This window comes from Caballeronia pedi (assembly GCF_001544915.2).
In the GTDB taxonomy this organism is placed as follows: Bacteria; Pseudomonadota; Gammaproteobacteria; order Burkholderiales; family Burkholderiaceae; genus Caballeronia; species Caballeronia pedi.
In genome coordinates this window covers 23,485-46,704 of the sequence record NZ_FCOE02000053.1, presented here as the reverse complement: position 1 = coordinate 46,704, position 23,220 = coordinate 23,485, and the positions used below count along the sequence as shown (strand labels likewise).

The window sequence follows — 23,220 nt, the reverse complement described above, 5'->3', positions numbered from 1 at the left end:
CGTCCGTTCGTTCGATGAGCGTCGGCGCGAGCCGGCTCGGAAACACCGCGCTGCCGACGACGCTCGCCACCACGATGCCGAGCAGAATCTCTTCGGTGCGCGTGATGGCGAGATCGAAAACGGTGGTCGGGTTGGTGACGGCCGGCAGTGCGATCAGCGGCAGCGTGTAGCCCGCGAGCAGAAACACATAGCTGCGCGCGCTGCGGTCGAACATCGAGAGATAGAGCAGCGTGCCCGTCCACAACGCGACGATCACGCTGAAGAGAAACGGCGACTCGACGAACGGCGGCACGATCAGCACCGCGCCCGCCGCGCCGATCATCGTCCCGAGCGCGCGATAGAGCGCCTTCGAGCGCGTCGCGCCGACGAACGGATTCGAGACGATATAGACCGTCGCCATCGCCCAATAGGGGCGCGGCAATTCGAGCGCGAGGCCGATATACAGCGCGATCATCGCGGCGGCGAAGGTCTTCGCGGAAAAGAGCCACTCGCGCGCGGATGGAAAGGCCATGGCGCTAGGCTCCGCGCTTTGCGGCGGAGCGGGCCGGCTTCGCGGATTCGTCGACCGCTTCGAGCGCGGCGAGCAGCTTCGCGTCCGGCGACGCGCCGAACGCGTTAAGCACGCGCAGCGTCGTTTCGAGATCCTCGCGGCTCACGCCTTTCAGGAGCCGCGCGCGCAGCGTGACGAGGCGCGCTTCCATGCGCGCGGTGACGGCGCGGCCTTCATCGGTGAGCGTGATGGTCTTCGCGCGCTTGTCTTCCGGGTCTTCGTCGCGGCGCACCAAGCCAGCCGAGCAGAGTTGATCGAGCAGGCGCACGAGCGACGGACCTTCGATGCCGACGTGCTCCGCGAGCGTCACCTGACGCACCGCCTCGCCGAGCCGGTTGGCCGTGAGCAGCGGCACGGCGCACGCTTCCGACACGCCGTACGAAGCGAGCACGCCGTGACTCGTGCGGCGCCAGCGTCGCGCGGCCAGCACGAGCGTGCTGCTCACGGAGCGGCGCAGAATGTCGAGATGGGTCATGCGGCGGCATTATAGCGAGAAGTCTATTCGTTAGCATCCTATCGACTTATGTTTTTTCTTTCAGAACGTGTACGGCGAAAGGAGGCCGGGCACGCAAATTGTCGTGCTATCTTTTCGGCTCGACCATCTCGAACGCGCCGCCATGCCGATCGCCTATCTCCGGGGCCTGACTTCGCCCAGCCGCACCGATTCCGCGAACCGGCGCCTCGGCTGCGCACTGGCCTTCGTCGCCGGCGCGGCGAATGCAGGCGGCTTTCTGGCTGTCGGGCAATACACGTCGCACATGTCGGGGCTCGTTTCTTCGATCGCCGATAACCTCGTGCTCGGGCAGGCCGCCTTCGTCTTTTCCGCGATCGGCGCGGTGGGCGCGTTTCTCAGCGGCGCGGCCACGTCCGCGGTGCTCATCAACTGGGGACGACGGCGTCGCGCGCACAGCGTATTCGCCACGCCGCTGCTGCTCGAAGCCGCGCTTCTACTCGTGTTCGGCGTGCTCGGCGCGAATCTGGAAACGCATCGCGTGTGGGACGTGCCGTTGACCGTCGCGCTGCTGTGCTTCGTGATGGGCCTGCAAAACGCGATGATCACGAAGATCTCGAAGGCCGAGATCCGCACGACGCACGTGACGGGTCTTGTCACGGATATTGGCATTGAAATCGGCAAGAGCCTGTACTGGAACCGTGGCGTCGCGCGCGATGACGCCGGCTATGTGCGCGCCAATCATGCGCGTCTCGCGCTGCTGAGCGCGCTTTTCGCGATGTTCATGCTCGGCGGTTTCGCGGGCGCAATCGGCTTCGCGCATCTGGGCTTCGCGACGACCGTGCCGCTTGCCGCGCTGCTCTTGCTGTTCTCGTCCGTGCCGCTCGCGGACGATCTTGCTGCGGGCCGGCGTCGCGCGCGCCGCTGATCTCACGGCGATTGCGCGGCCTCTGCGACGATCCAGTCGCGAAACAGCTGCATGCCCGGCGAGAGCCGCCGCGACTTGAGCCACGTGAGCCAGTAGCTGCCGGTTTTCACTTCGATATCGAACGGGCGCACGAGCAGTCCTGCCTGCAATTCGCGCACGAACATGCGCGGCGGCGCGAGCGCGACGCCCGCGCCTTGCACCGCGGCTTCCACCATCAGGCGCGATGAGTCGAACACGGGGCCGTTCATCGTCCACGCATCGAGCGCGGCAGCGTCGAACCAGTCGGTCCAGTCGTCGGCGCGATAGGAGCGCAGCAGCACTTCGTTCGCGAGATCGGACGGCTTGTTCAGGCGGCGCGCGATATCGGGCGCGCAGAGTGCGGCGAGCGGCGCATCGAGCAGGAGCGCGTTGTGGGTCGCGGGCCAGTTGCCGGTGCCGAAGCGGATCGCGAAATCGAGCCCTTCCGACGCCGGATCGACGAGATTGTTATGCGTGAGCAGCCGCAATTCGACGAACGGATGCGTCTCACGAAACGCTTTCAGCCGTGGCATCAGCCAGCCGACCGCGAACGTGCCGACCACGCCGACGGTCAGCACCTCATGAAAATGGCCGCCTTCGAATTGCTTGAGCACGGCTTCGATGCGGCCGAACGCGTCGCTCAGCACGGGCAGCAGGGCGCGGCCTTCATCCGTGACATGCAGACCGCGTGGCAGGCGTCTGAAGAGCGGCGTGCCGAGCCGCTCTTCGAGTGCGCGCACTTGCTGGCTGACGGCCGCCTGCGTGACGTTCAGTTCCTGCGCGGCGCGCGTGAAGCTCAGGTGCCGCGCGGATGCTTCGAACGCGCGCAGCGCATTCAGGGGAAGATGAGGTCGCATGGCTCGCATAAGATTTTCTATTGCCTGCGGCAAATTATCCTCGATTGTCGAAGCGCGAAAAAGAGCGGATATTTCGCTTCGTTCCAATCATGCAAACCAGAACGAAGGATCAAGACGATGAAGTTTCGTGCGCTGAGTCTGTTGGCGGCAGCCATTTTTTCTTTTGGCGCGATATCACGCGCCGCGTATGCCGGTGACGCGGACGGAATCCAGTCGACCGTCGATGAGACCATCAAGCCCTTGATGGCGCTGCACGGCATCACGGGCATGGCGGTGGGCGTGGTCGTGCAGGGCAAGCCATACGTGTTCGATTACGGGCTGGCGTCGAAGACGACGAAGCAGCCCGTCACGCGCGATACGCTTTTCGAACTCGGCTCGATCAGCAAGACGTTCACCGCGACGCTTGCGTCCTACGCGCAGATCGAGGGCGATCTCTCATTGAGCGATCCGGTGAGCAGGCATCTGCCGTCGCTCGCGGGAAGCGAGTTCGGCAAGGTGACGCTGTTGAATCTCGGCACGCACACGCCGGGCGGGTTGCCGCTGCAAGTGCCCGACCAGGTTCACGACAATGACCAGTTGATGCAGTACTTCAGAACGTGGCGTCCGGCTCAGCCGCCCGGCACGATCCGCACGTATGCGAATCCCGGCATCGGCACGCTCGGTCTGATCACCGCGAAGAGCATGCGGCAGGACTTCGATGTGCTGATGCAAACGCGCCTCTTTCCCGCGCTCGGCCTGAAGCACAGTTATATCGACGTGCCCGCAGCAAAGCAGCGCGACTATGCGCAAGGCTACGCAAAAGATGACACGCCGATCCGCATGAAGGGCGGTGTGCTGTCCTCGGAGGCATACGGCGTGAGATCGACCGCCGCCGACATGACGCGCTTCCTGCAGATCAACATGAACATGGTGCGTATCGATCCGGCGTTCCAGCGCGCCGTCGACGCCACGCACACGGGCTATTTCCAGGCCGGTGCGATGACGCAGGACCTCATCTGGGAGCAGTATCCGTATCCGGTCGCGTTGCAGGCGCTGCTCGACGGAAACTCGGCGGCGATGATCATGAACGCCACGCCCGTCACCCGCATCGATCCGCCGCAAGTGCCGCGCGACGATGTATGGATCAACAAGACCGGCTCGACCAACGGCTTCGGCGCGTATATCGCGTTCGTGCCGAAGGAGCGCGTGGGCATCGTGATGCTGGCGAACAGGAACATCCCGAACGAAGAGCGCGTGAAGGCCGCGTACGCGATCATCACGTCGCTCGTCCAACACCAGTAAAGCGATGTGCATCCGCACATCGAAATAGATCGGCGCATATGCATCCGGCTCGTTCATCGGGCCGTATGTCATAACGGAGACGCCGCACCCTCATGCCTTTAACTCAGGTCCTTCGATCCGGCCTCCGCTTGCATAACGCCAGCGTGAGCGCATCGTCGGACCGCATCTTCGGCCTTTCGTCCGCGCCATTTCATATCGTCGGAATGTTTTCGGAGAAAGGTCATGTCGAATGCGAAACCTCTCATTGAGACGCTGGATCGTCGTGTCGAGCGGCGCGAGCGTCGCCGTCAGTTTTTCAGGAACGCCGGGGGCCTGGGGTTGGGACTCGTCGGCGGCACATTGATCAGCGCATGCGGCGGCGGCTCTGGCGATAACGCGAACGCGAATTCGAGCGCGCCCACGGACGCGGAGATCCTCAACTTCGCGCTCAATCTCGAATACCTCGAATCGCAGTTCTACTCGTTCGCCACGACGGGAGCGGGGCTGGCCGCGAGCATGACTGGCGGTGTCGGGACGATGGGCACGGTAACCGGCGGACAGCAAGTGCCGTTTCAGGACCCGGTGGTGAAGGCCTATGCCAACGAGATCGCGAAGGACGAACTCGAGCACGTGACGTTCCTGCGCTCGGCTCTCGGCGGCTCGGCGGTCGCGCAGCCCGCGATCGATATCGGCGGGACCGATCCGAACGGCGCGTTCTCCATGGCCGCGCGCGCGGCGGGTCTCGTGGGCGCGGGCGTCGCGTTCAATCCGTATCAGGACGACAACAACTTTCTGCTCGGCGCGTTCATCTTCGAGGACGTCGGCGTGACCGCGTACAAGGGCGCGGCGCCGCTCATCAGCAACAAGACCTATCTCGAAGCGGCCGCTGGCATTCTCGCCGCCGAGGCCTATCACGCGGGTCTCGTGCGCACCGTGCTCTATGCAAAGGGTATCCAGATGGGCAGCCTCGTCACGGCCGCCAATGCGATATCGAAAGCGCGCGGCAGTCTCGATCACGTCGGCACCGACGATCAGGGCATCACCGGCGCGACGCCTGGCTCGTCCAACATCGTGCCGCTCGACGACAACGGCCTCGCGTTCAGCCGCAACTATGCCAACGTGCTCAATATCGTGTATCTGACGAGCGCGTCGACGACCAAGGGCGGCTTCTTCCCGAACGGCGTCAACGGCACGTTGCACATGAGCGCATAGTCCCGCCGACGCTTCGTGATTCGCAAGGGCCCGTGACATACTTCGCCATTGGCCCTTGCACGTCACACGAATGCGTATCGATCCCTACAGTCTCGAGCTTTTCATCTCGGTCGTCGAGGAAGGATCGATCGCGCGCGCTGCGAGCCGCAGCCACATCGCGCCTTCCGCGTTGAGCAGACGCATCGCGGATCTCGAAGCGGCCATCGGCGTCGCGCTGCTGATCCGCTCGCCGACGGGCGTGCAACTGACGGAAGCGGGTCAGCACGCGTATGCCAGCGCGCGTTCCGTCCACGGCCAGCTCGAAAGCATGGCGCGCGAAATCCAGTCGATGAGCGGTCAGATCGCGGGCGTCGTGCGACTGCATGCGAACGCATCGGCGATCGTCGGCTTCCTGCCGGAGCGGCTCACGCGGTTCAAGGCGCGCTATCCGCTCGTCGAGATTGCGCTGACCGAGCAGATCAGCGATGAAGTCATCCGCGCCTGTCTCGACGATCGTGCGGACGTCGGCATATCGGCGAGCGCGAAGACGCCCGCGGGCCTGGACTCATGGCACTTCGCCAGCGATCCGCTCATGGTCGTGCTGCCGCCCGCGCACGAACTCGCGCAGGCCGGCGCGCTGAGCTTCGCCGAAGTCACGCGCTTTCCGCTCGTCGCGTTGCAGGCGGGCGGCTCGCTCGATCAGACCTTGAAAGAGCACGCCGACGCCGCGCGCCTGCCGCTCAACGTGACGGTCACAGTCAATAGTTTCGATGCCCAATGCCGCATGGTCGAAGCGGGGCTCGGCATCGGCATCGTGCCGACGAGCGCGGCGTCCGCGTTCGCGGGGTCGCGCAACTTCGTGCGCGTGCCGTTGCGTGAGACCTGGGGCAGCGGCCGTTGCCTGCGCGTGCATGCGCCGCGCAAGTCGTCGCGTCTGAAGGCGGTGCAGGCGCTGATCGATACCCTCATCGACGGCAAGGGTTAATACGGACATCGCGTCTCGCGATGCCCCCTGTGACGAACGAACACTTCGTGCATGCGCGCATGTGCGTCTAGATTGACATCGAAGGAGAATGCGATGGCCAAACTGGATGTGAGCGGACGAGTCCTGTTTCTGTGCGTGGACCCGGCAAACGTCGAGCGCCAGCTCGCGGGCGAGGATCTGACGCCCGATGAAGCAGGCGCGCTGCGCGACGATGTTTCCACCGACGAAATCACGCCGATCAGCGTGCTCACGCGTTTCGACGAACGTCTCGGTCAGTGTCCGTATGTGGGTTTTCATACGGGCGGGCGCAATCCGGTGGGCGTCGATGCGGTGCGCGCGGGCCGCTTTCAGGTGACGGTTGCGGGCAATCGATATGGCAAGGGATCGTCGCGCGAGCATAGCCCGCTCGCGGAATATCACGCGGGCATTCGCCTCGTGATCGCGCGCAGCTTCGAGCGGATCTATCGGCAGAATGCGGACAATCTCGGGCTATTCACGTCGACGGATTTCGGCCTGATCGAGCGAATCCGGCGCGGCGAGGCGATCGATATCGACGAGCTCGTAGCCGGTCGCGATCCGCTCGCCGCCGCGATCCTGAGGAGCGGCGGGCTGCTGCGCTATGGAAAGTCGCACATGCAGCGAGTCGGCGCTGGCGCGACATCGGTCGATGACACGCCGCGCACGCTCGTCGAAAAGATTCTCGCGCGCCATGCATTGGTCACCGATGCCACGAACGCCTCGCTCGAACCGGGCAACGGCATCTTCGTGCGCGCGGACTGGCGCTTCATCCACGAGTACTACACCGGCATGGCGGCGCATATGCTGCACGCGGCGTTCGGGCGCCCGCTGATGCTGCGCGATCCGGGCAGCATGCTCGCGTTCGAGGATCATCTGTCGTATTCGCATCGCAGCGAACTGCATATCAGGAATGGCTTGCTGCCGAACGTGCGTGAATTGTCGGAAGCCCATCGCGCTTTCGCGCGTGACTACGATGTGCGCAATCACGGCTATCTGAGCGAAACGAAGAGCGATGTCGACGAAGGCTCGGAAGGCATTTCGCACGCGATGATGGCCGAGCGTTACGCATTGCCGGGGCAGGTCGCCGTCGGCACGGATTCGCATACGCCGCATAGCGGCGCGCTCGGGTGCGTCGCGTTCGGCGTCGGCACGACGGACATGGCGAACGCGTTCGTCACGGGCGCGGTGCGGATGACCGTGCCGCAGTCGTTGCGTATCGAACTGAGCGGTCCGATTCCCGAAGGCGTGACGGCGAAGGACATCGTGCTGCACTTGCTCGCGGATTCGCGCATCCGCGCGGGCGCGGGCGTCGGCAAGGTGTTCGAATTCGCGGGCACGGCCATCGCGAGCCTGTCGACCGACGAGCGCACGACGCTCACCAACATGACCGCCGAACTCGGCGGCTTCACCGGCATCGTCGCCCCCGACGATGAAACCGTGCGCTTCCTGAAAGAGCGGCGCGGCATCGACTTCACGATCGAGCCGTGGATGCACAGCGACCCAGGCGCGCGCTACGCCGACGTGATCGGCATCGATTGCGCGCGTCTCTCGCCGATGCTCGCCGCGCCCGGCGATCCCGGCAACGGCGTCGCGCTTGCCGCGCTCGATCAAAGGCCGCGCATCGATATCGCCTACGGTGGTTCATGCACGGCGGGCAAGCGCGAGGACTTCGATCACTATCACGATGTGCTTTCATGGGCCGCCGCGCGCGGCCTGCGCGTGCCGGATCATGTGAAGCTCTATCTGCAATTCGGCACGCAGGACGTGCGCGACTATTGCATCGAGAAACGTTATGTCGATGCGTTCGAGCGCGTCGGCGCGATTCTGCTTCAGCCTTCGTGCGGCGCGTGTGCGAACTGCGGACCGGGTTCATCGACCGACGCGCAGCAGGTCACGATCAGCGCGATCAATCGAAATTTTCCGGGCCGCTCGGGTCCGGGCAAAGTGTGGCTCGCAAGCCCGCCGACCGTCGCGGCGAGCGCGCTCGCGGGCAGCATCGCATCGTTTGCGGAATTGCAGCATCGGTTCATGAAGTAAGCAGGATCGAGCCGCCATCGATGCGGCATCACAATACATACAGGAGACAGCAATGGCCATCATGCAGGGCACTTCGCGTCTGCACGACGCTCCCGGCCTCGCGCTAACGGACGCGCCCGCGCTCGCGGACACCGCGGGCATTTCGGCGCGACTCGACCGGCTTCCCGCGACGCGCGCAGTGTGGAAGCTCGTCTTTCTGTTGAGTCTCGGCTTCTTCTTCGAGCTCTACGATCTGCTATTCACGGGATACATCGCGCCGGGCCTCGTGAAGAGCGGCATTCTCACCGCGACGACCGCGGGCCTGTTCGGCACGACGGGCGTCGCGAGCTTCATCGCCGCGTTGTTTTGCGGGCTGTTCATCGGCACGATCGCGTGCGGCTTTCTCGCCGACCGCTATGGACGGCGCGCGATCTTCACGTATTCGCTGCTGTGGTACGTCGCGGCGAATACCGTGATGGCGTTTCAGGACACGGCGCTCTGGCTCAACTTCTGGCGTTTCGTTTCGGGATTGGGTATCGGCGTGGAGTTGGTTACCATCGGCACGTATATGTCGGAGCTCGCGCCGAAGCATCTGCGCGGCCGAGCCTTCGCCGTGTGCCAGGCGATCGGCTTTTCCGCCGTGCCGGTGGTTGCGTTTCTCTCGTATCTGCTGGTGCCGCGCGCGCCGTTCGGCTTCGACGGCTGGCGCTGGGTCGCGATGGCGGGCGGCGTGAGCGCGCTGTTCGTGTGGTACTTCCGGCGCAATCTTCCGGAAAGTCCACGCTGGCTCGCGAGCAAAGGCCGTGTCGAGGAAGCCGATGAAGTCCTGCGCCGCCTGGAAGACAAGGTCGCGCTGCAGTATGGCAAGCCGCTGCCCGCACCGGGACCGTCCGACCCGATCGCCAGAAAGGCTGGTTTCGCCGACATGTGGAAACCGCCGTATCGCACGCGCACGGTGATGCTCATCATCTTCCATATCTTCCAGACGGTGGGTTTTTATGGATTCGCAAACTGGGTGCCGACTCTGCTGGTCAGGCAGGGCGTGACGGTGACGTCGAGCCTGCTTTATACGACCGTGATCGGGCTTGCTGCGCCGCTCGGTCCGTTGCTCGGCTACTGGATCGCTGATCGTTTCGAGCGCAAGCATGTGATTGTGTTCATGGCGGGGGTGAATATCGTTGCGGGCTTGTTGTTCAGTCAGGCGTCGGCGGCGGTGATGATCGTCTCGCTTGGCGTGATGCTTACGCTTGCGGGCAACATCATCTCGTTCACGTATCACACGTATCAGCAGGAGCTTTATCCCACGATGATCCGCGCTCGTGCCGTCGGTTTCGTGTATTCGTGGAGCCGGTTGTCGGCGGTGTTCAGTTCGTTCGTGATTGCGTTCGTGCTGAAAGAGGCGGGCGTGACGGGTGTGTTCGGGTTCATCGCGGGCGCGATGTTGCTCGTGATGCTGTCCATCGGATTGATGGGGCCGCGCACGCTTGGGAAGTCGCTCGAAAGCATTTCGCATTGAGCGCTTGATTCACGCGTGCTAACCCCCGCACGCGTGAATCAGAAACTGCTGCACGGCCGTCGAAGGCGTGCTCAGCGTCGCGCCCTTGCGCCAGATCATGCCAGCTTCCATGTGAGGAATGGCATCGTTTACCGGCCGCGCCTCGATGCGCTTGCCTTCGAGCGACCACGGTCTGAAGACCATATCCGACAGCACCGTGACACCAAAGCCGTGCGCCACGAGTCCACGCAGCGCTTCCATCGAACTCGTTCGAAACGCGATATTCGGCTCGATGCGCTTCTTGTGCCAATAACGCATCGTCGATTGCTCGCCTTCATCGACGGTAATGAGGATATAAGGATGCTCGGCAATATCCTTCAACGACACCGCCTGCTGCTGCGCGAGCGGATGCGACGGCGCGACCCACAACTGCCGCCGCGAGCGCATCAGCACCTGACTGTCGAAGCGATTCGGCCGCTGCAGATTCGATAGCAGAACCACGCCGATATCGACATCGCCATTCGCGACCGCGTCTTCTATCTGCGGCCGCTCCATGTCGCGCAGATCGAAATCGATAAACGGATACGTCGCACGGAAGCGCGCGAGCAATTCCGGCAAAAAATACCCGAGCACCGTATAGGACGCCGCGATGCGCGCAACGCCGCGCATGTCGTGCGAACGAAACGGCGTCTTGTGCAGCGCGTCACGCGCGGCATCGAGAACGCGGCGTGCATGGTTGTGGAAATCCTGACCACCGGGCGTCAGCGCGACCCCTTGCGGCAGGCGCTCGAACAGCTTCGTGTCGAGCGCGCTTTCGAGGGCCAGGACGGCGTTCGTGATCGCCGATTGCGACACGTGCTCGTTCGCCGCCGCCATCGAGAACTGGCCGGTTTGCGCGGCGGCCACGAAATAGCGCAATTGCCGGAGCGTGAGATCGAAGGCCATCTGATTTTCGAATACCAGAGTTGTTTATTCGTGATTTTACGATAGCAAGTCGGCTTTCTATACTCGCCAAAAAAGACCATTCCCGAATCTGGAGACACGCCCCCATGAATGCACCCGATCGCTCCGCACTAGCCGCCGCCGACGTTTCGCTGGACGACAAATACACGCTGGAGAAAGGCCGCGTCTATATCAGCGGCACGCAGGCGCTCGTGCGTCTGCCGATGCTGCAGAAAGCGCGCGATCGCAGGGCGGGGCTGAACACGGCCGGGTTCATCTCGGGCTATCGCGGCTCGCCGCTCGGCGCGCTCGACCAGTCGCTTTGGAAGGCCAAGCAGCATCTGAAGGACAACGACATCGTCTTTCAACCGGGCGTCAACGAGGATCTCGCCGCGACCTCGATCTGGGGCACGCAGCAGGTCAATCTGTGGCCCGGCGCGACGCGCGACGGTGTGTTCGGCATGTGGTACGGCAAGGGTCCGGGCGTTGACCGCACCGGCGACGTCTTCAAGCACGCGAATTCCGCAGGCACCGACAAGCACGGCGGCGTGCTCGTGCTCGCGGGCGACGATCACGCGGCGAAATCGTCGTCGGTCGCGCATCAGTCGGATCATGCGTTCATCGCGGCGGGCATTCCGGTGCTGTATCCGTCGAATGTTCAGGAGTATCTCGACTACGGCCTGCACGGCTGGGCGATGAGCCGTTACTCGGGCCTGTGGGTCGCGATGAAATGCGTGACCGACGTGGTCGAATCGACCGCATCGATCGATCTCGATCCGGACCGCGTGGAAATCGTCACGCCAACCGACTACGCCGTGCCCGAGGGCGGCCTCAATATCCGCTGGCCCGATTCGCCGCTCGCGCAGGAAGCGCGTCTGCTCGACGAAAAGTGGTACGCGGCCTTGGCCTATGTGCGCGCGAACAAGCTGAATCGCGTCGTGCTCGACTCGGACAAGCCGCGCTTTGGCATCATCACGGCGGGCAAGGCGTATCTCGATGTGCGTCAGGCGCTCGTCGATCTCGGTCTCGACGATGCAACCTGCGCGCAGATCGGCCTGCGCGTCTTGAAAGTGGGCTGCGTGTGGCCGCTCGACGCACAGGACGCGCGCGCATTCGCGACGGGTCTCGAAGAGATTCTCGTCGTCGAGGAAAAGCGGCAGATTCTCGAATACGCGCTGAAGGAAGAGCTTTATAACTGGCGCGAGGACGTACGGCCACGCATCTACGGCAAGTTCGACGAACGCGACAACGAAGGCGGCGAATGGTCCGTGCCGCGTGGCGACTGGCTGCTGCCCGCGCATTACGAGCTATCGCCCGCGCTGATCGCGAAGGCCATCGCGCGGCGTCTTTCGCGTGCGGATCTTCCCGACGATGTGCGCGCCCGCATGCTCGCGCGCGTCGAAACCATCGAAGCGAAAGAGCGCGAAGCGATCAAGCCGCGCGTCGATGTCGAACGCAAGCCGTGGTTCTGCTCGGGCTGTCCGCACAACACGTCGACGCGCGTGCCCGAAGGATCGCGCGCGCTCGCGGGCATCGGCTGCCATTACATGTCGATGTGGATGGACCGCAAGACCGAGACCTTCAGCCAGATGGGCGGCGAAGGCGTTGCGTGGATCGGCCAGATGCATTTCTCGGGCGACAAGCACGTATTCGTCAATCTCGGCGACGGCACGTATTTCCATTCGGGTTTGCTCGCGGTGCGCGCGGCGATCGCGGCGAACGCGAACATCACGTACAAGATTCTTTATAACGACGCCGTGGCGATGACCGGCGGCCAGCCCGTCGATGGCGTGCTGACCGTGCCGCAAATCGCGCATCAGGTGCATGCGGAAGGGGCGAAGCGCATCGTCATCGTGACGGACGAGCCGCAGAAATACGATGCGAAGATCGCATTGCCGGAAGGCGTGAACGTGCATCATCGCGATGAGCTGGATCGCGTGCAACGCGAACTGCGCGATACGCCAGGCACGACCATTCTCATCTACGATCAGACCTGCGCGACGGAAAAGCGCCGTCGCCGCAAACGCGGCACCTATCCCGATCCGGCACGCCGCGCGTTCATCAACGACGCCGTGTGCGAAGGCTGTGGCGATTGCTCGGTGCAATCGAACTGCCTGTCCGTCGAGCCGCTGAACACGCCGCTCGGCACCAAGCGCAAGATCAATCAGTCGTCGTGCAACAAGGATTTCTCGTGCGTGAACGGGTTTTGCCCGAGCTTCGTGACGGCTGAAGGCGCGCAGGTTCGCAAGCCGAAAGCCGCTGCGGGCGCGAAGCCCGATTTCGACAGCTTGCCGTCGCCTGCGTTGCCCGCGTTGTCGAAGCCGTACGGCATTCTCGTGACCGGTGTCGGCGGCACGGGCGTCGTGACGATCGGCGGATTGATCGGCATGGCGGCGCATATCGAGCGCAAGGGCGTGACCGTGCTCGATATGGCCGGTCTCGCGCAGAAAGGCGGCGCGGTGCTGAGCCACGTGCAGATCGCGCCCGAGCCGCGGGCGCTGCATGCGACGCGCATCGCGACGGGCGAGGCGCGCCTCGTGATCGGTTGCGATGCGATCGTGTCGGCATCGAACGATGTGCTCTCGCGCACGCGGCACGGCATCACGCAGGCCGCGATCAATAGCGGCGCGACCCCGACGGCCGAGTTCGTCACCAACGCGCAGTGGACCTTTCCCGCGACGCAGACGGAGCAGGCGCTGACGGACAGCATCGGCGCGGGCTGTGCCTTCATCGATGCCAACGCGCTCGCGCTGAAGCTGCTCGGCGACACGATCTATTCGAATCCGCTGTTGCTCGGCTTTGCGTGGCAGAAGGGCTGGTTGCCGCTGGAACTTGCGAGCCTGAAGCGTGCGATCGAACTGAACGGCGTGGCGATCGAAAAGAACTTGCTCGCGTTCGACTGGGGACGATTCGTCGCGCAACACGGCGTGGGCGAACTCATCAAGCCCGCGCAACACGCGATCGTGATGAAGATGCCCGAGTCGCTGGAGAATGTGATCGCCACGCGTGAAGCGTTGCTGACGGCGTATCAAAACGCGGCGTATGCGCGGACGTATCGCAGCGTGATCGAGCGCATCCGCGAAAAGGAAAAGCCGCTGAACGCGAAGCTGCCGCTCACGCGAGCGGTCGCGGTGAATCTCGGGAAGCTCATGGCCTATAAAGACGAGTACGAAGTCGCGCGTCTTTATGCGGACCCCGCGTATCTCGACAAGCTGCGCGAGCAGTTCGAAGGCGAGCCGGGCCGCGATTACAAGCTGATGTTCCATCTCGCGCCGCCGCTGTTCGCGAAGCGCGACGAGCGCGGTCATCTCGTGAAGCAGCGCTTCGGCGCGTGGATGTTGCCCGCGTTTCGCGTGCTCGCGAAGATGAAGGCGCTGCGCGGCACGTCGCTCGATGTGTTCGGCAAGACGGCCGAACGCCGCACGGAGCGCCGGATGATCGCGGATTACATCGCACTGGTCGATGAATTCTGCGCGACGCTCGATGAAGCGCGCCTCGATACCGCGCTGCAACTAGCGAAGCTGCCCGACGAGATTCGCGGCTTCGGCCATGTGAAGGAGCGCAACATGGCGGCGGTAGACAGCAAACGTGAACGCCTGATCGCGCGTTATCGCTCGTCAGTTGAAATCGCGGCGACGGCTTGAGCGTCTTACGCGCCGCGTTTCAGTGTTCGAAACTCGAGACATGCTATAGAAACACTAGCGGAGTACCACACGGGGAAGGAGGCTGACCGGACACTGACTGGAATTACTACGCGAGAAGTCGTTGCAGGTGCGATGGCTCTCTCGTCGTCTCGTCGATGCAAGACGAATGTCCAGTCGGGAGTTTCAAATGGATGTCTCGAACGCAACGTCTGTAGCCCCTGCGCCGGTGCAGGATTCCTCTTCGGGCCAACAATACAATCAGAACACTAACGGGTCGTCGGCTGGTGACGCGCCGAAACCATCCGATAACAACAAGGATGCCAACAGTAGTGGGGGCGCATCTTCAACTGATGCAACGAATTCTTCGGGCGACGGTGCAGGAACAACCACGAACGACTCGCCCGTAGCCACATCCGGATCGACTTTATCGAAGAGCAATCACGACCCCGCAGATCGAGCGCACAGCACTGATTCCGGACAATCCGGCACGGCCGCTTCAGCGGGGCAGGTCGACGCGTGTCGATCGACGCTCGGGCAGATCGGCACAGCGCAATCCAGTTCGGATGAGACATTCGGCGCGGCCTCACACGTTTCGTCCGTCACGACGACGCAGTTCCACGCGAAGACGGACGAATCGAATCAGACCTCGGTTCCATCGCCTGTCGGGAGCAAGGAGAAGAGTGACCTGACCACCGGCGCGGCGGGCGCTGCGCGCTCATCCGCCTCCGACGACGGAGGCAATGCGCAGCGACCGAAGGTCCAGTCCGGCGGAATTTCTACACGCTTGCCAGCCCCTCCGTCGATGCAAGTCGCAGCCGGGGCAGACGCCGAAACGACGCGGACGGCCCGCGGCGCGTGCGTTGGCAAATGTCCGGAGGGTTTTCGCGACAATCGTGGCGGACAAGCTTTGCAGACGAACGCGATCGCTTCGGCACGCTTCGATCAGGCCGACTACGAACAAACGCGCGGCTATGAAGCCGGAGGGATGTGCGAGGGCGTGGTGCGAGAGGCCATGCGCCGCGTCGACAGGTCAACCGAGACAAACCCGCCCTCGCTGGTTACGGTCGCCAACGGGATGAGCACGGATGCCACAAGCAGGTCGGGTGATCGCGCCGATATGTTCTCTCGCATCGATCGATTTCAGACCAATCGTAACTCGCTGAGTTTCGCTCAATACACCGCAAATCCACCGCGACTTTTCAACGACGCACATCAGACAAGAGACGCGCGCATCGATTCGATGCTCGGGGCTCTCCACGACCGCCTGAGCCCCAACGATCTCGCCTACATTCAGCTAAGCCTGGAATCGACGGTGGGGCCTAACCGGCAAGATTACGGTCATGCAATAGCCGTACAGCGGGAGAACGATGGACTTTACGCGATCTTTGATCCCAACAACGGTGCATTTGAATATCAGAATTGGGAGCATGCGAGCCAGGCGTTCCGTCAGTACATGAATTCCGCCTACACAGATACTCAATATCGGCTTGCCCCCTTCCTCGCTCAGATATATTCCCGACGGGCTCAGCCGGGTAATGCGCCAGCGCCGGCCCTTCCGGCCCGACTGGGCTCGGCCGGTATTGGACCACCGGAGGACGCATCTGACTATCATTTCTACCACGATAGCGCGGACCGGTCGAATAACCTTTCGATCGATGGGATGCTTAGTCGTGGATGGGGGAGGGAGGGCATTCGCGAACCCGAAGAGACCTTTGGCAGTTATGTCTTGACAAGAGCCGCCCAGAATGACGCAGGTCTTCAGGCGGCGACCAGGTCGATAGATGACGAACTGCACTCTCCGGGACGCAAGCGAAAGACAGTCAGCGCTATGACTGCCTTGCACGACCAGTATCAATCAGCCTCCGTCACTGACCTGCGGAATCGTATCCGCCACAGCGGAAGTCTCGACATTCAGAGCGCGAATGATCTGATCAGCGAACTGAGAACAAACTTCGGCGGAGGGTATACGTCGGACATGGCCGCGATGGGCCTCGAAAACGATATGGCCGTCATCGATCTGAGCGTTGGAAGACCAGCCACCTCACCGGGCACATCATCCGATGTACCGGTTAGCAGCCATCCGATCCTTGTGCAAAGGCTGCATCCTTCCAACCAATTTGAGCGCGACCAATACGAACTTTACGACTCAAACCACGGAGCGTTTCACTACGCGAATTTCGAACGCCTGGCCGCCGCTGTGCACGGAATTTACGATAATGGCTACTCTTTCGATGGCGGCATTCATCACGCAACGACAACCTGGTATGCCGACACTCGCGTAGCCCATATCGGGGGAGGCGTGACGCTGGCCGGGAACAATCCAATCGGGTTGTCACCGGCAGCGAACGTCACGCTGGATGAAGCAGCACGCAGGACTAACGCCACGAACGATCACGAATTTGCGCTGCCGCAGGCGGACATTCCCCCTCAACCGGACTTCGGCCGTCCTTCGACTGAGAGCGCGATGACGCATGTGGAATTCAAGCGTTCAACCAACGAACAGTCGAACTACAAACCATGGATGCTGCTGCGCCCATCGACGATCACGCCGGCCGACTTAGAGAAACAGGGTGGATTCAGCGCCGGTCAGACCCCTCTGCGCGACGTTAACCTGCAGACTCACAATTTCGATGTGGCCTCTCATGGGCGAGACATCGATAGCGCGGGGTATCTGGGCACGTTCGCGACCTCGAGGGTCGCACTCCAACGCCTTGCCCTTCAGTCGACAAGCGGCTACATCTATGCTGTTGCGCCATCCCCCAACATGGTAGACGTGAACGCCAGCCTGGGCGAGCAAAATACCTTGTATCCGGACGAACATGAATTCGCCGCAATGGGGCGCATTTTTCACACGCAGATCATGGGTTGGTGGCCAGTAAAGGATGGACACGTAGGCGCCTTGAGTCTGAATCCCGCGTACAGATGGAACATCTTTAGTTTCACAGATACGGCAGGGGCGCAGCCTCAACTGGCGCGGTTTCCGATGAACAGCTCCGCCTGGAAGGATGAATCCCACAAATCGTTTGTCACGCCTGTCTTTAGAGGCAGCAAGGAAGTTGGATTCGCTCTCAAGCAGGATCCGAATATTGCGCAAGCCGAGTTCTACAACGATGCGCTGATGAAACTCGAACACAGAGCGAAGGATATCGAGAGCGGAAAAGAGTATCGAGGACCTATGACCATTCGGGCGTATGGCGGTGATGGAACGCCGTATATCTTATATGCCGATCGCGGCGACAACGTCTATGTCGGAAGGGAAAGCAGCGCGAATGCCGCAGGCAACACCACCAAATTTGTGATGGGCGCCGATGGACGCTTCCACTATCCAAAAAATTACAGCAAGGTCTTGCGCGTTGATTCGAATGGTTCTCTCTTTGTCGGCTCGGTCTATTCCAGAGCGGGCAACACGAACGGTGTGTTCCAGATCATTGGAAATCACATCATGCATCTTCAGGATATGAGGTATTTGACAGTCGGGAAAAGTTGGTACACGCCGTTCCTGACGGACTATGATGCCGGGTCTCGCTCGAGCTGGAAATTCACGGATAGGAGCGGCGCGCGGGTATTGCCTTCATTTTCCCATCTCAATACATACAGTCGGGGGTCGTTTCCGGGCACGCCAGAACAAATGTATAGATTTGAACAGGATCCGGATACCGCGCTGCCTAAGGGGGCAACTAACTTCGTTACTGAAGTGCCGGGGAGTCGGCTCAAAGGAAATTGGGGGAAATTCGAGCCAAACTTCCTTACGTTTGACCTCACCGACCTGAGACATTCCGTTCAGTGGTTGGATCAGCATCGTGCTGCCTTGCTCTTCCGCGACGGTTTCTACGCAACCGTAGTTGGCCCAAACCACCTTGAAGTCCGTACACTAGGTGGAGAGCTTGTCTACGACGAGACACTTCCGACCGCTGAAACCGCAGGAACGTACAATGGCGGCTATTCCAATGCAAGGGGCGAGCGGATTCGGGACGATGTCTGGCAGAAGATCAGAGAACGCGAGGACGCGCGTGCAAGACTTGCAGCGAGTTTCGCCGAGCCCGCGTGAGGACGACGCTGACATTCTCGCGACGGGACGCGAGACGCTGATGTTGCGCCGGGTCAAAAAGCGTTATCGTTAGGCTTGCAAACAAACGCGGAGTCAAAGGAGACATCGCATGAAAGGCGTTCATAAGCTCGCCGTCGTCGGCATAGGCAAGATCGCGCGAGATCAGCACTTGCCCGCGCTCGCCGCGCAGTCGGGGTTCGAACTCGTCGCGTGCGCGAGCCGCAATGCGAGCGTCGAAGGCGTGCGCAACTATCCGGATATCGACGCGCTGCTCGCCGCCGAGCCCGCGCTCGACGCCGTGTCGCTATGCGCGCCGCCTCAGGTGCGCTACACGCAGGCGCTGGCCGCGCTCGAAGCAGGGAAGCACGTCATGCTGGAAAAGCCGCCAGGCGCGAGCGTGAGCGAAGTCGAAGCCTTGCATGACATCGCACGGGCGCGTGGCTGCACGCTGTTCGCTTCGTGGCATTCGCGCGCGGCGAGCGCCGTCGAACCGGCGCGCGCCTGGCTCGCATCGAAAGAGGCGGGCGCGATTCGATCCGTCGAAGTGCGCTGGAGGGAAGACGTGCGCTGCTGGCATCCGGGACAGCAATGGATCTGGGAGCCGGGCGGCCTCGGCGTGTTCGATCCGGGCATCAACGCGCTGTCGATCGTCACGCGCATCCTGCCGCACGAAGTCGCGTTGCGCGCGGCCACGCTCACGGTACCGAGCGATACGTCCACGCCGATCGCAGCCGAACTCGATTGCATCGCGACCAATGGCGCGCCGGTACGCGCGGTGTTCGACTGGCGTCACGGTCCCGTCGAAGAGTGGGATATCGATATCGATACCGACGCGGGCCGCCTGTCGATGTGCGAAGGCGGCAAGCGGCTGTCCATCGCGGGCAAGGAGATCGATCTCGGGCGCGAACGCGAATACGCCGCGTTATACGAGCAATTTCACGCGCTCATCGAAACGAAGTCGAGCGATGTCGATGTGCGTCCGCTGCGTCTCGTCGCCGATGCGTTTCTCACCGGACGACGCATCGAAACGGAAGCGTTCGGCCGCTGACCTCAGGTGCTCTGCCGCTCGATGATGGTGAAGCCGGTATCGATGCGCACATCGGCGGGCGGCGCATCGGCATTGAAGCGTTGCAGCAGCGCTTCGGCCGCCTTCATGCCGATGGTCGCGCCATCGATGCGCACCGTCGACAGCGCCGGGTAGACATGCGCCGCCGTGCTGAGATCGCCGAAACCCATCACAGCGAGATCGCGCGGCACGTCCATGCGGCGGCTCGCGGCTTCGGCGAGCACGCCTTGCGCGAGCGTATCCGAACTGCACACGACGATTTCAGGCGCACCCGATTCCAGCATGCGGCTCAATCCTTCGCGCCCCGCCTGCAAGGTCGCGGGCGCGGGCAATACTTCGAACGCGGGCTTCGCGACACGATGCTTCGTCAGCTCGCGCTTGAGGCTTTCGCAACGCCGCAAGCCGCGCGGATCGTCGACGGACACGATCCCGAACCTGCGATACCCTTTCGCCAGCAAATGTTGCGCGACCTGCTTGCCCACCGCCTCATGCGAGAAGCCGATCATCATGTCGATAGGCTTGTCCGTCAGATCCCATATCTCGACGACCGGAATGCGCGCCTTCGTGAGCCGCTCGATCGTCGCCTTGCTGTGACTCGTTCCGGCGAGCACGATGCCATCGGGACGGCGGCCGAGAATGGCCTCGACGAGCGCTTCCTCGCGCTCGGGCGAATATGCGGTCAGGCCGAGCAAGGTCTGATAGTTCGATGACGTCAGGCCGTCCATCAGCGCCTGTACGGTGTCGGAGAAGATCGAGTTCGCAATCGTCGGCAACAGGATCGCGACGAGACGGCTCTTGCTGCTCGCAAGTCCGCCAGCCAGCATGTTCGGCACATAGCCGGTCTTGCGCACCGCTTCGAGCACCTTGCGTTGCGTGTCGCTGCGCACGAGTTCGGGACGGTTGAGGGCGCGCGAGACGGTCATCGGCGCGACGCCGGCCACGCGCGCGACATCGATCAGCGTGACGCTTTCGCCTGGGCCCGATACGGCAGTTTTTCGTTCGAGTTTCTTCACCATCTCAATCGTCCCGTGCGCGCTCCCGTTCAATCATCGAATTAGACCACGCGCCGGATCACGCGCAGCGGCGTCAGTGTAAACCATGATGATTGCGCAATCACAAATGCTTGAATGATTGCGCAATCATTGTATCATCCAGTGCATATATCGATGCCGCCAGACTCAGGAGACGCCTTGGAAACCGCACTGCCCAATACGAAGCGCACTAACGTGCGCTGGCTCATCCTCGCGATGATCTTCATCGTCACCGTGTTCAACTATGTCGATCGCGCGACCTTGTCGATCGCCGCGCCGAGCATGCGTCACGAACTCGGCTTCGATGCGCTGACGATGGGCATCGCGTTCTCCGCATTCGGCTGGGCGTACACGGGCATGCAGATTCCGGGCGGCCTGATCCTCGATCGCTTCGGCGCGCGCATGGTGCTGGGCGTCAGTCTCATCGTGTGGTCCGCGCTCACGTTCATGCAGGGCTATGTGCATCTGTTCGCGTCGGCGTTCGTCGCGCTGTTCGTGATGCGGTTCCTGATGGGCATCGCGGAATCGCCCGCGTTTCCGTGCAACAGCCGCCTCACGGTGATGTGGTTTCCGAGCGCCGAGCGCGGTCTCGCTACGTCCGTCTTTCAGCTTGCGCAGTACTTCGCGCTTGCCGTCTTCACGCCGATCATGACCTACACGGTCAGCGCGTGGGGCTGGCATTACGTGTTCTATACGACGGGCGCGGTCGGCATTCTGATCGGCTTGTGGTGGCTCAAGGCGGTGCGCGAGCCGCAGCGCGATCATCGCGTGAATGCGGCCGAACTCGATTACATCGCGGCGGGCGGCGGTCTGCCGAAAATGGGCGACAGCCCGCAGCCGTTCAAGTGGAAACAGGTCAGCGCGATTGCGGCGAACCGCATGATGATCGGCATCTACATCGGCCAGTTCTGTCTCACGTCGATCACCTGGTTCTTTCTGACGTGGTTCCCCACCTATCTGATCGAAGCGAAGGGCATGTCGATCCTCAAGGTCGGTCTGGTCGCGGCGTTGCCGGCGATTGCGGGTTGCGTCGGCGGATTGATCGGCGGCGTGTGGTCGGACTGGATGTTGAAGCGCGGCTTCTCGCTCACCGCCGCGCGCAAGACGCCGATCATCTTCGGCCTCGTGCTGTCCAGTTCGATCGTCGTCGCGAACTATGTGCAGTCGACCTCCGTCGTGATCCTCGTGATGTCGATCGCGTTCTTCGCGAAGGGCGTGGGCAATCTCGGCTGGTGCATCGTCGGCGATGTATCGCCGAAGCACGCCATGGGCATCAGCGGCGGCATCTTCAACTTCTGCGGCAATCTGGCGAGCATCGTCACGCCGCTCGCGATCGGCTGGATGATCAAAGAGACCGGCTCGTTCGAAGTCGCGTTGACCTATATCGCGTCGCTCTCGCTAATCGGCGCGTTCGCGTATCTCGTGATTGTCGGCAAGCTGCAGCGGCTCGACCCGGACGAGCGCGACGGCGCATCCGGCGAGCGCAGCGCGCCCGCAACACTCGAACCGCGCCACGGCAGCTGAACGCGCACGCACTCACTTCTTCAAAGGACACGCTTCATGAACACGACCTCGCTCATCAACGGAACATCGCACGATCAGATCAAGTGGATTCGCATCGCGTCGACCTTTCTTCCGCTCGCCAATCCGATCAGCGACGCCAAGGTGCTGACGGGCCGTCAGAAGCCGATGACGGAAATCGCGATGCTGTTCGTCGAGATCGAAACGGCCGACGGTCATCGCGGCCTCGGTTTCAGCTATTCGAAGCGGGCGGGCGGTCCCGGCCAGTTCGCGCATGCGAAGGAAATCGCGCCGGTGCTGATCGGTGAAGATCCGAGCGATATCGCGCGCCTGTGGGACAAACTGGCGTGGGCGGGCGCATCGGTGGGGCGCAGTGGCATGGCCGCGCAGGCAATCGGCGCATTCGACGTCGCGTTGTGGGATCTGAAGGCGAAGCGCGCGAATCTGTCGCTCGCGAAGCTACTCGGCGCGCATCGCGATTCCGTGCGCTGCTACAACACGTCGGGCGGTTTTCTGCATACACCGCTCGATCAACTGCTCGTGAACACGGACGCGTCGCGCGAGAAGGGCATCGGCGGGATCAAGCTGAAAGTGGGCCAGCCGGATTGCGCGCTCGATATTCATCGCGTCGCGACCGTGCGCAAGCATCTCGGCGACAGCTTCCCGCTGATGGTCGATGCAAACCAGCAATGGGACCGTCCGACCGCGCAGCGCATGTGCCGAACGTTCGAGCAGTTCAATCTGATCTGGATCGAAGAGCCGCTCGATTGTTACGACGCCGAAGGCCACGCTGCACTCGCCGCGCAATTCGATACGCCGATCGCGACCGGCGAGATGCTGACGAGCGTGTCCGAGCATTGGGACTTCATCCGGCAACGCGGCGCGGATTACCTGATGCCGGATGCGCCGCGCGTCGGCGGCATCACGCCGTTCCTGAAGGTGGCGGCGCTCGCGGATCATGCGGGTCTGATGCTCGCGCCGCACTTCGCGATGGAACTGCACGTCCATCTCGCGGCGTGCTATCCGCGCGAGCCGTGGGTCGAGCATTTCGAATGGCTCGAACCTTTGTTCAACGAACGGCTCGAAACGCGCGACGGCCGCATGATCGTGCCGACGCGGCCGGGCCTCGGATTGACGCTGAGCGATCGGGTCGCGGGATGGACCGCGCAGGAAGCCGAGATCGGCGCGCGTGCGTGAGT

Annotated in this window: 16 protein-coding genes; 11 read left to right on the top strand and 5 right to left on the bottom strand. The window is 62.6% G+C overall.

The features are described from left to right. Positions 1–511, bottom strand: a 511-nt coding sequence (locus AWB80_RS38590) for an FUSC family protein (protein ID WP_143328233.1), incomplete at its 3' end; no start/stop codon positions are given. Positions 512–515: 4 nt separating this feature from the next. Then, positions 516–1,025: a MarR family winged helix-turn-helix transcriptional regulator gene (locus tag AWB80_RS38585; protein ID WP_061179881.1), complete on the bottom strand. Its 510-nt coding sequence runs from the start codon at positions 1,023–1,025 to the stop codon at positions 516–518. A gap of 142 nt (positions 1,026–1,167) precedes the next feature. Between AWB80_RS38585 and AWB80_RS38580 the strand changes: the two genes are divergently transcribed. Beyond that, positions 1,168–1,929 (top strand): YoaK family protein, encoded by a 762-nt coding sequence (locus AWB80_RS38580; protein WP_061179885.1) that lies wholly within the window; start codon positions 1,168–1,170, stop codon positions 1,927–1,929. Between the two features lie 2 nt (positions 1,930–1,931). Here the strand turns inward: AWB80_RS38580 and gcvA are convergent, their stop codons facing one another. Then, positions 1,932–2,813 carry a transcriptional regulator GcvA gene (gene gcvA, locus AWB80_RS38575; protein WP_061179880.1) on the bottom strand — a complete coding sequence of 294 codons (882 nt, stop codon included), beginning with the start codon at positions 2,811–2,813 and terminating at the stop codon, positions 1,932–1,934. Positions 2,814–2,921: 108 nt separating this feature from the next. Here gcvA and ampC point away from each other — a divergent pair, with 108 nt between their 5' ends. From ampC to AWB80_RS38550, 5 genes are all read left to right on the top strand, one after another. Beyond that, the gene (gene ampC, locus AWB80_RS38570; RefSeq protein ID WP_061179879.1) at positions 2,922–4,085 is read left to right on the top strand and encodes a class C beta-lactamase; all 1,164 of its coding nucleotides are present in this window, start codon (positions 2,922–2,924) and stop codon (positions 4,083–4,085) included. Positions 4,086–4,307: 222 nt separating this feature from the next. Beyond that, complete coding sequence (locus tag AWB80_RS38565) at positions 4,308–5,276, top strand: ferritin-like domain-containing protein (protein WP_061179878.1); 969 nt, start codon at positions 4,308–4,310, stop codon at positions 5,274–5,276. Between the two features lie 70 nt (positions 5,277–5,346). Next, positions 5,347–6,240, top strand: a complete 894-nt coding sequence (locus tag AWB80_RS38560) for a LysR family transcriptional regulator (protein WP_061179877.1) — start codon at positions 5,347–5,349, stop codon at positions 6,238–6,240. Positions 6,241–6,333: 93 nt separating this feature from the next. Next, positions 6,334–8,295 carry an aconitase family protein gene (locus AWB80_RS38555; RefSeq protein ID WP_061179876.1) on the top strand — a complete coding sequence of 654 codons (1,962 nt, stop codon included), beginning with the start codon at positions 6,334–6,336 and terminating at the stop codon, positions 8,293–8,295. A 52-nt stretch (positions 8,296–8,347) separates the two neighbouring features. Then, a complete protein-coding gene (locus AWB80_RS38550; protein WP_061179875.1) occupies positions 8,348–9,790 on the top strand; it encodes an MFS transporter in 1,443 nt (480 codons plus the stop codon). A gap of 18 nt (positions 9,791–9,808) precedes the next feature. Here AWB80_RS38550 and AWB80_RS38545 read toward each other — a convergent pair whose 3' ends face one another. After that, complete coding sequence (locus AWB80_RS38545) at positions 9,809–10,714, bottom strand: LysR family transcriptional regulator (RefSeq protein ID WP_061179874.1); 906 nt, start codon at positions 10,712–10,714, stop codon at positions 9,809–9,811. Positions 10,715–10,818: 104 nt separating this feature from the next. Here AWB80_RS38545 and AWB80_RS38540 point away from each other — a divergent pair, with 104 nt between their 5' ends. The 3 genes from AWB80_RS38540 to AWB80_RS38530 all read left to right on the top strand — a co-directional run bounded on the left by AWB80_RS38540 (position 10,819) and on the right by AWB80_RS38530 (position 19,451). Next, a complete protein-coding gene (locus AWB80_RS38540) occupies positions 10,819–14,355 on the top strand; it encodes an indolepyruvate ferredoxin oxidoreductase family protein (protein ID WP_061179873.1) in 3,537 nt (1,178 codons plus the stop codon). A gap of 187 nt (positions 14,356–14,542) precedes the next feature. Continuing rightward, a complete protein-coding gene (locus AWB80_RS38535) occupies positions 14,543–18,403 on the top strand; it encodes an enterotoxin A family protein (protein ID WP_160147516.1) in 3,861 nt (1,286 codons plus the stop codon). Positions 18,404–18,512: 109 nt separating this feature from the next. Beyond that, a complete protein-coding gene (locus tag AWB80_RS38530; protein WP_061179871.1) occupies positions 18,513–19,451 on the top strand; it encodes a Gfo/Idh/MocA family protein in 939 nt (312 codons plus the stop codon). A gap of 2 nt (positions 19,452–19,453) precedes the next feature. Here the strand turns inward: AWB80_RS38530 and AWB80_RS38525 are convergent, their stop codons facing one another. Beyond that, positions 19,454–20,485, bottom strand: coding sequence for a LacI family DNA-binding transcriptional regulator (locus AWB80_RS38525; protein ID WP_061179870.1), 1,032 nt, complete (start codon positions 20,483–20,485; stop codon positions 19,454–19,456). Positions 20,486–20,635: 150 nt separating this feature from the next. On the opposite strand from AWB80_RS38525, the gene AWB80_RS38520 reads away from it, so the two are divergent. Both AWB80_RS38520 and AWB80_RS38515 read left to right on the top strand, forming a co-directional pair. Next, entirely contained in the window at positions 20,636–22,024 is a 1,389-nt protein-coding gene (locus AWB80_RS38520) for an MFS transporter (RefSeq protein WP_061179884.1), read from the top strand. A 36-nt stretch (positions 22,025–22,060) separates the two neighbouring features. Beyond that, positions 22,061–23,218, top strand: coding sequence for an L-talarate/galactarate dehydratase (locus AWB80_RS38515; RefSeq protein WP_061179869.1), 1,158 nt, complete (start codon positions 22,061–22,063; stop codon positions 23,216–23,218). Positions 23,219–23,220 lie beyond the last annotated feature (2 nt).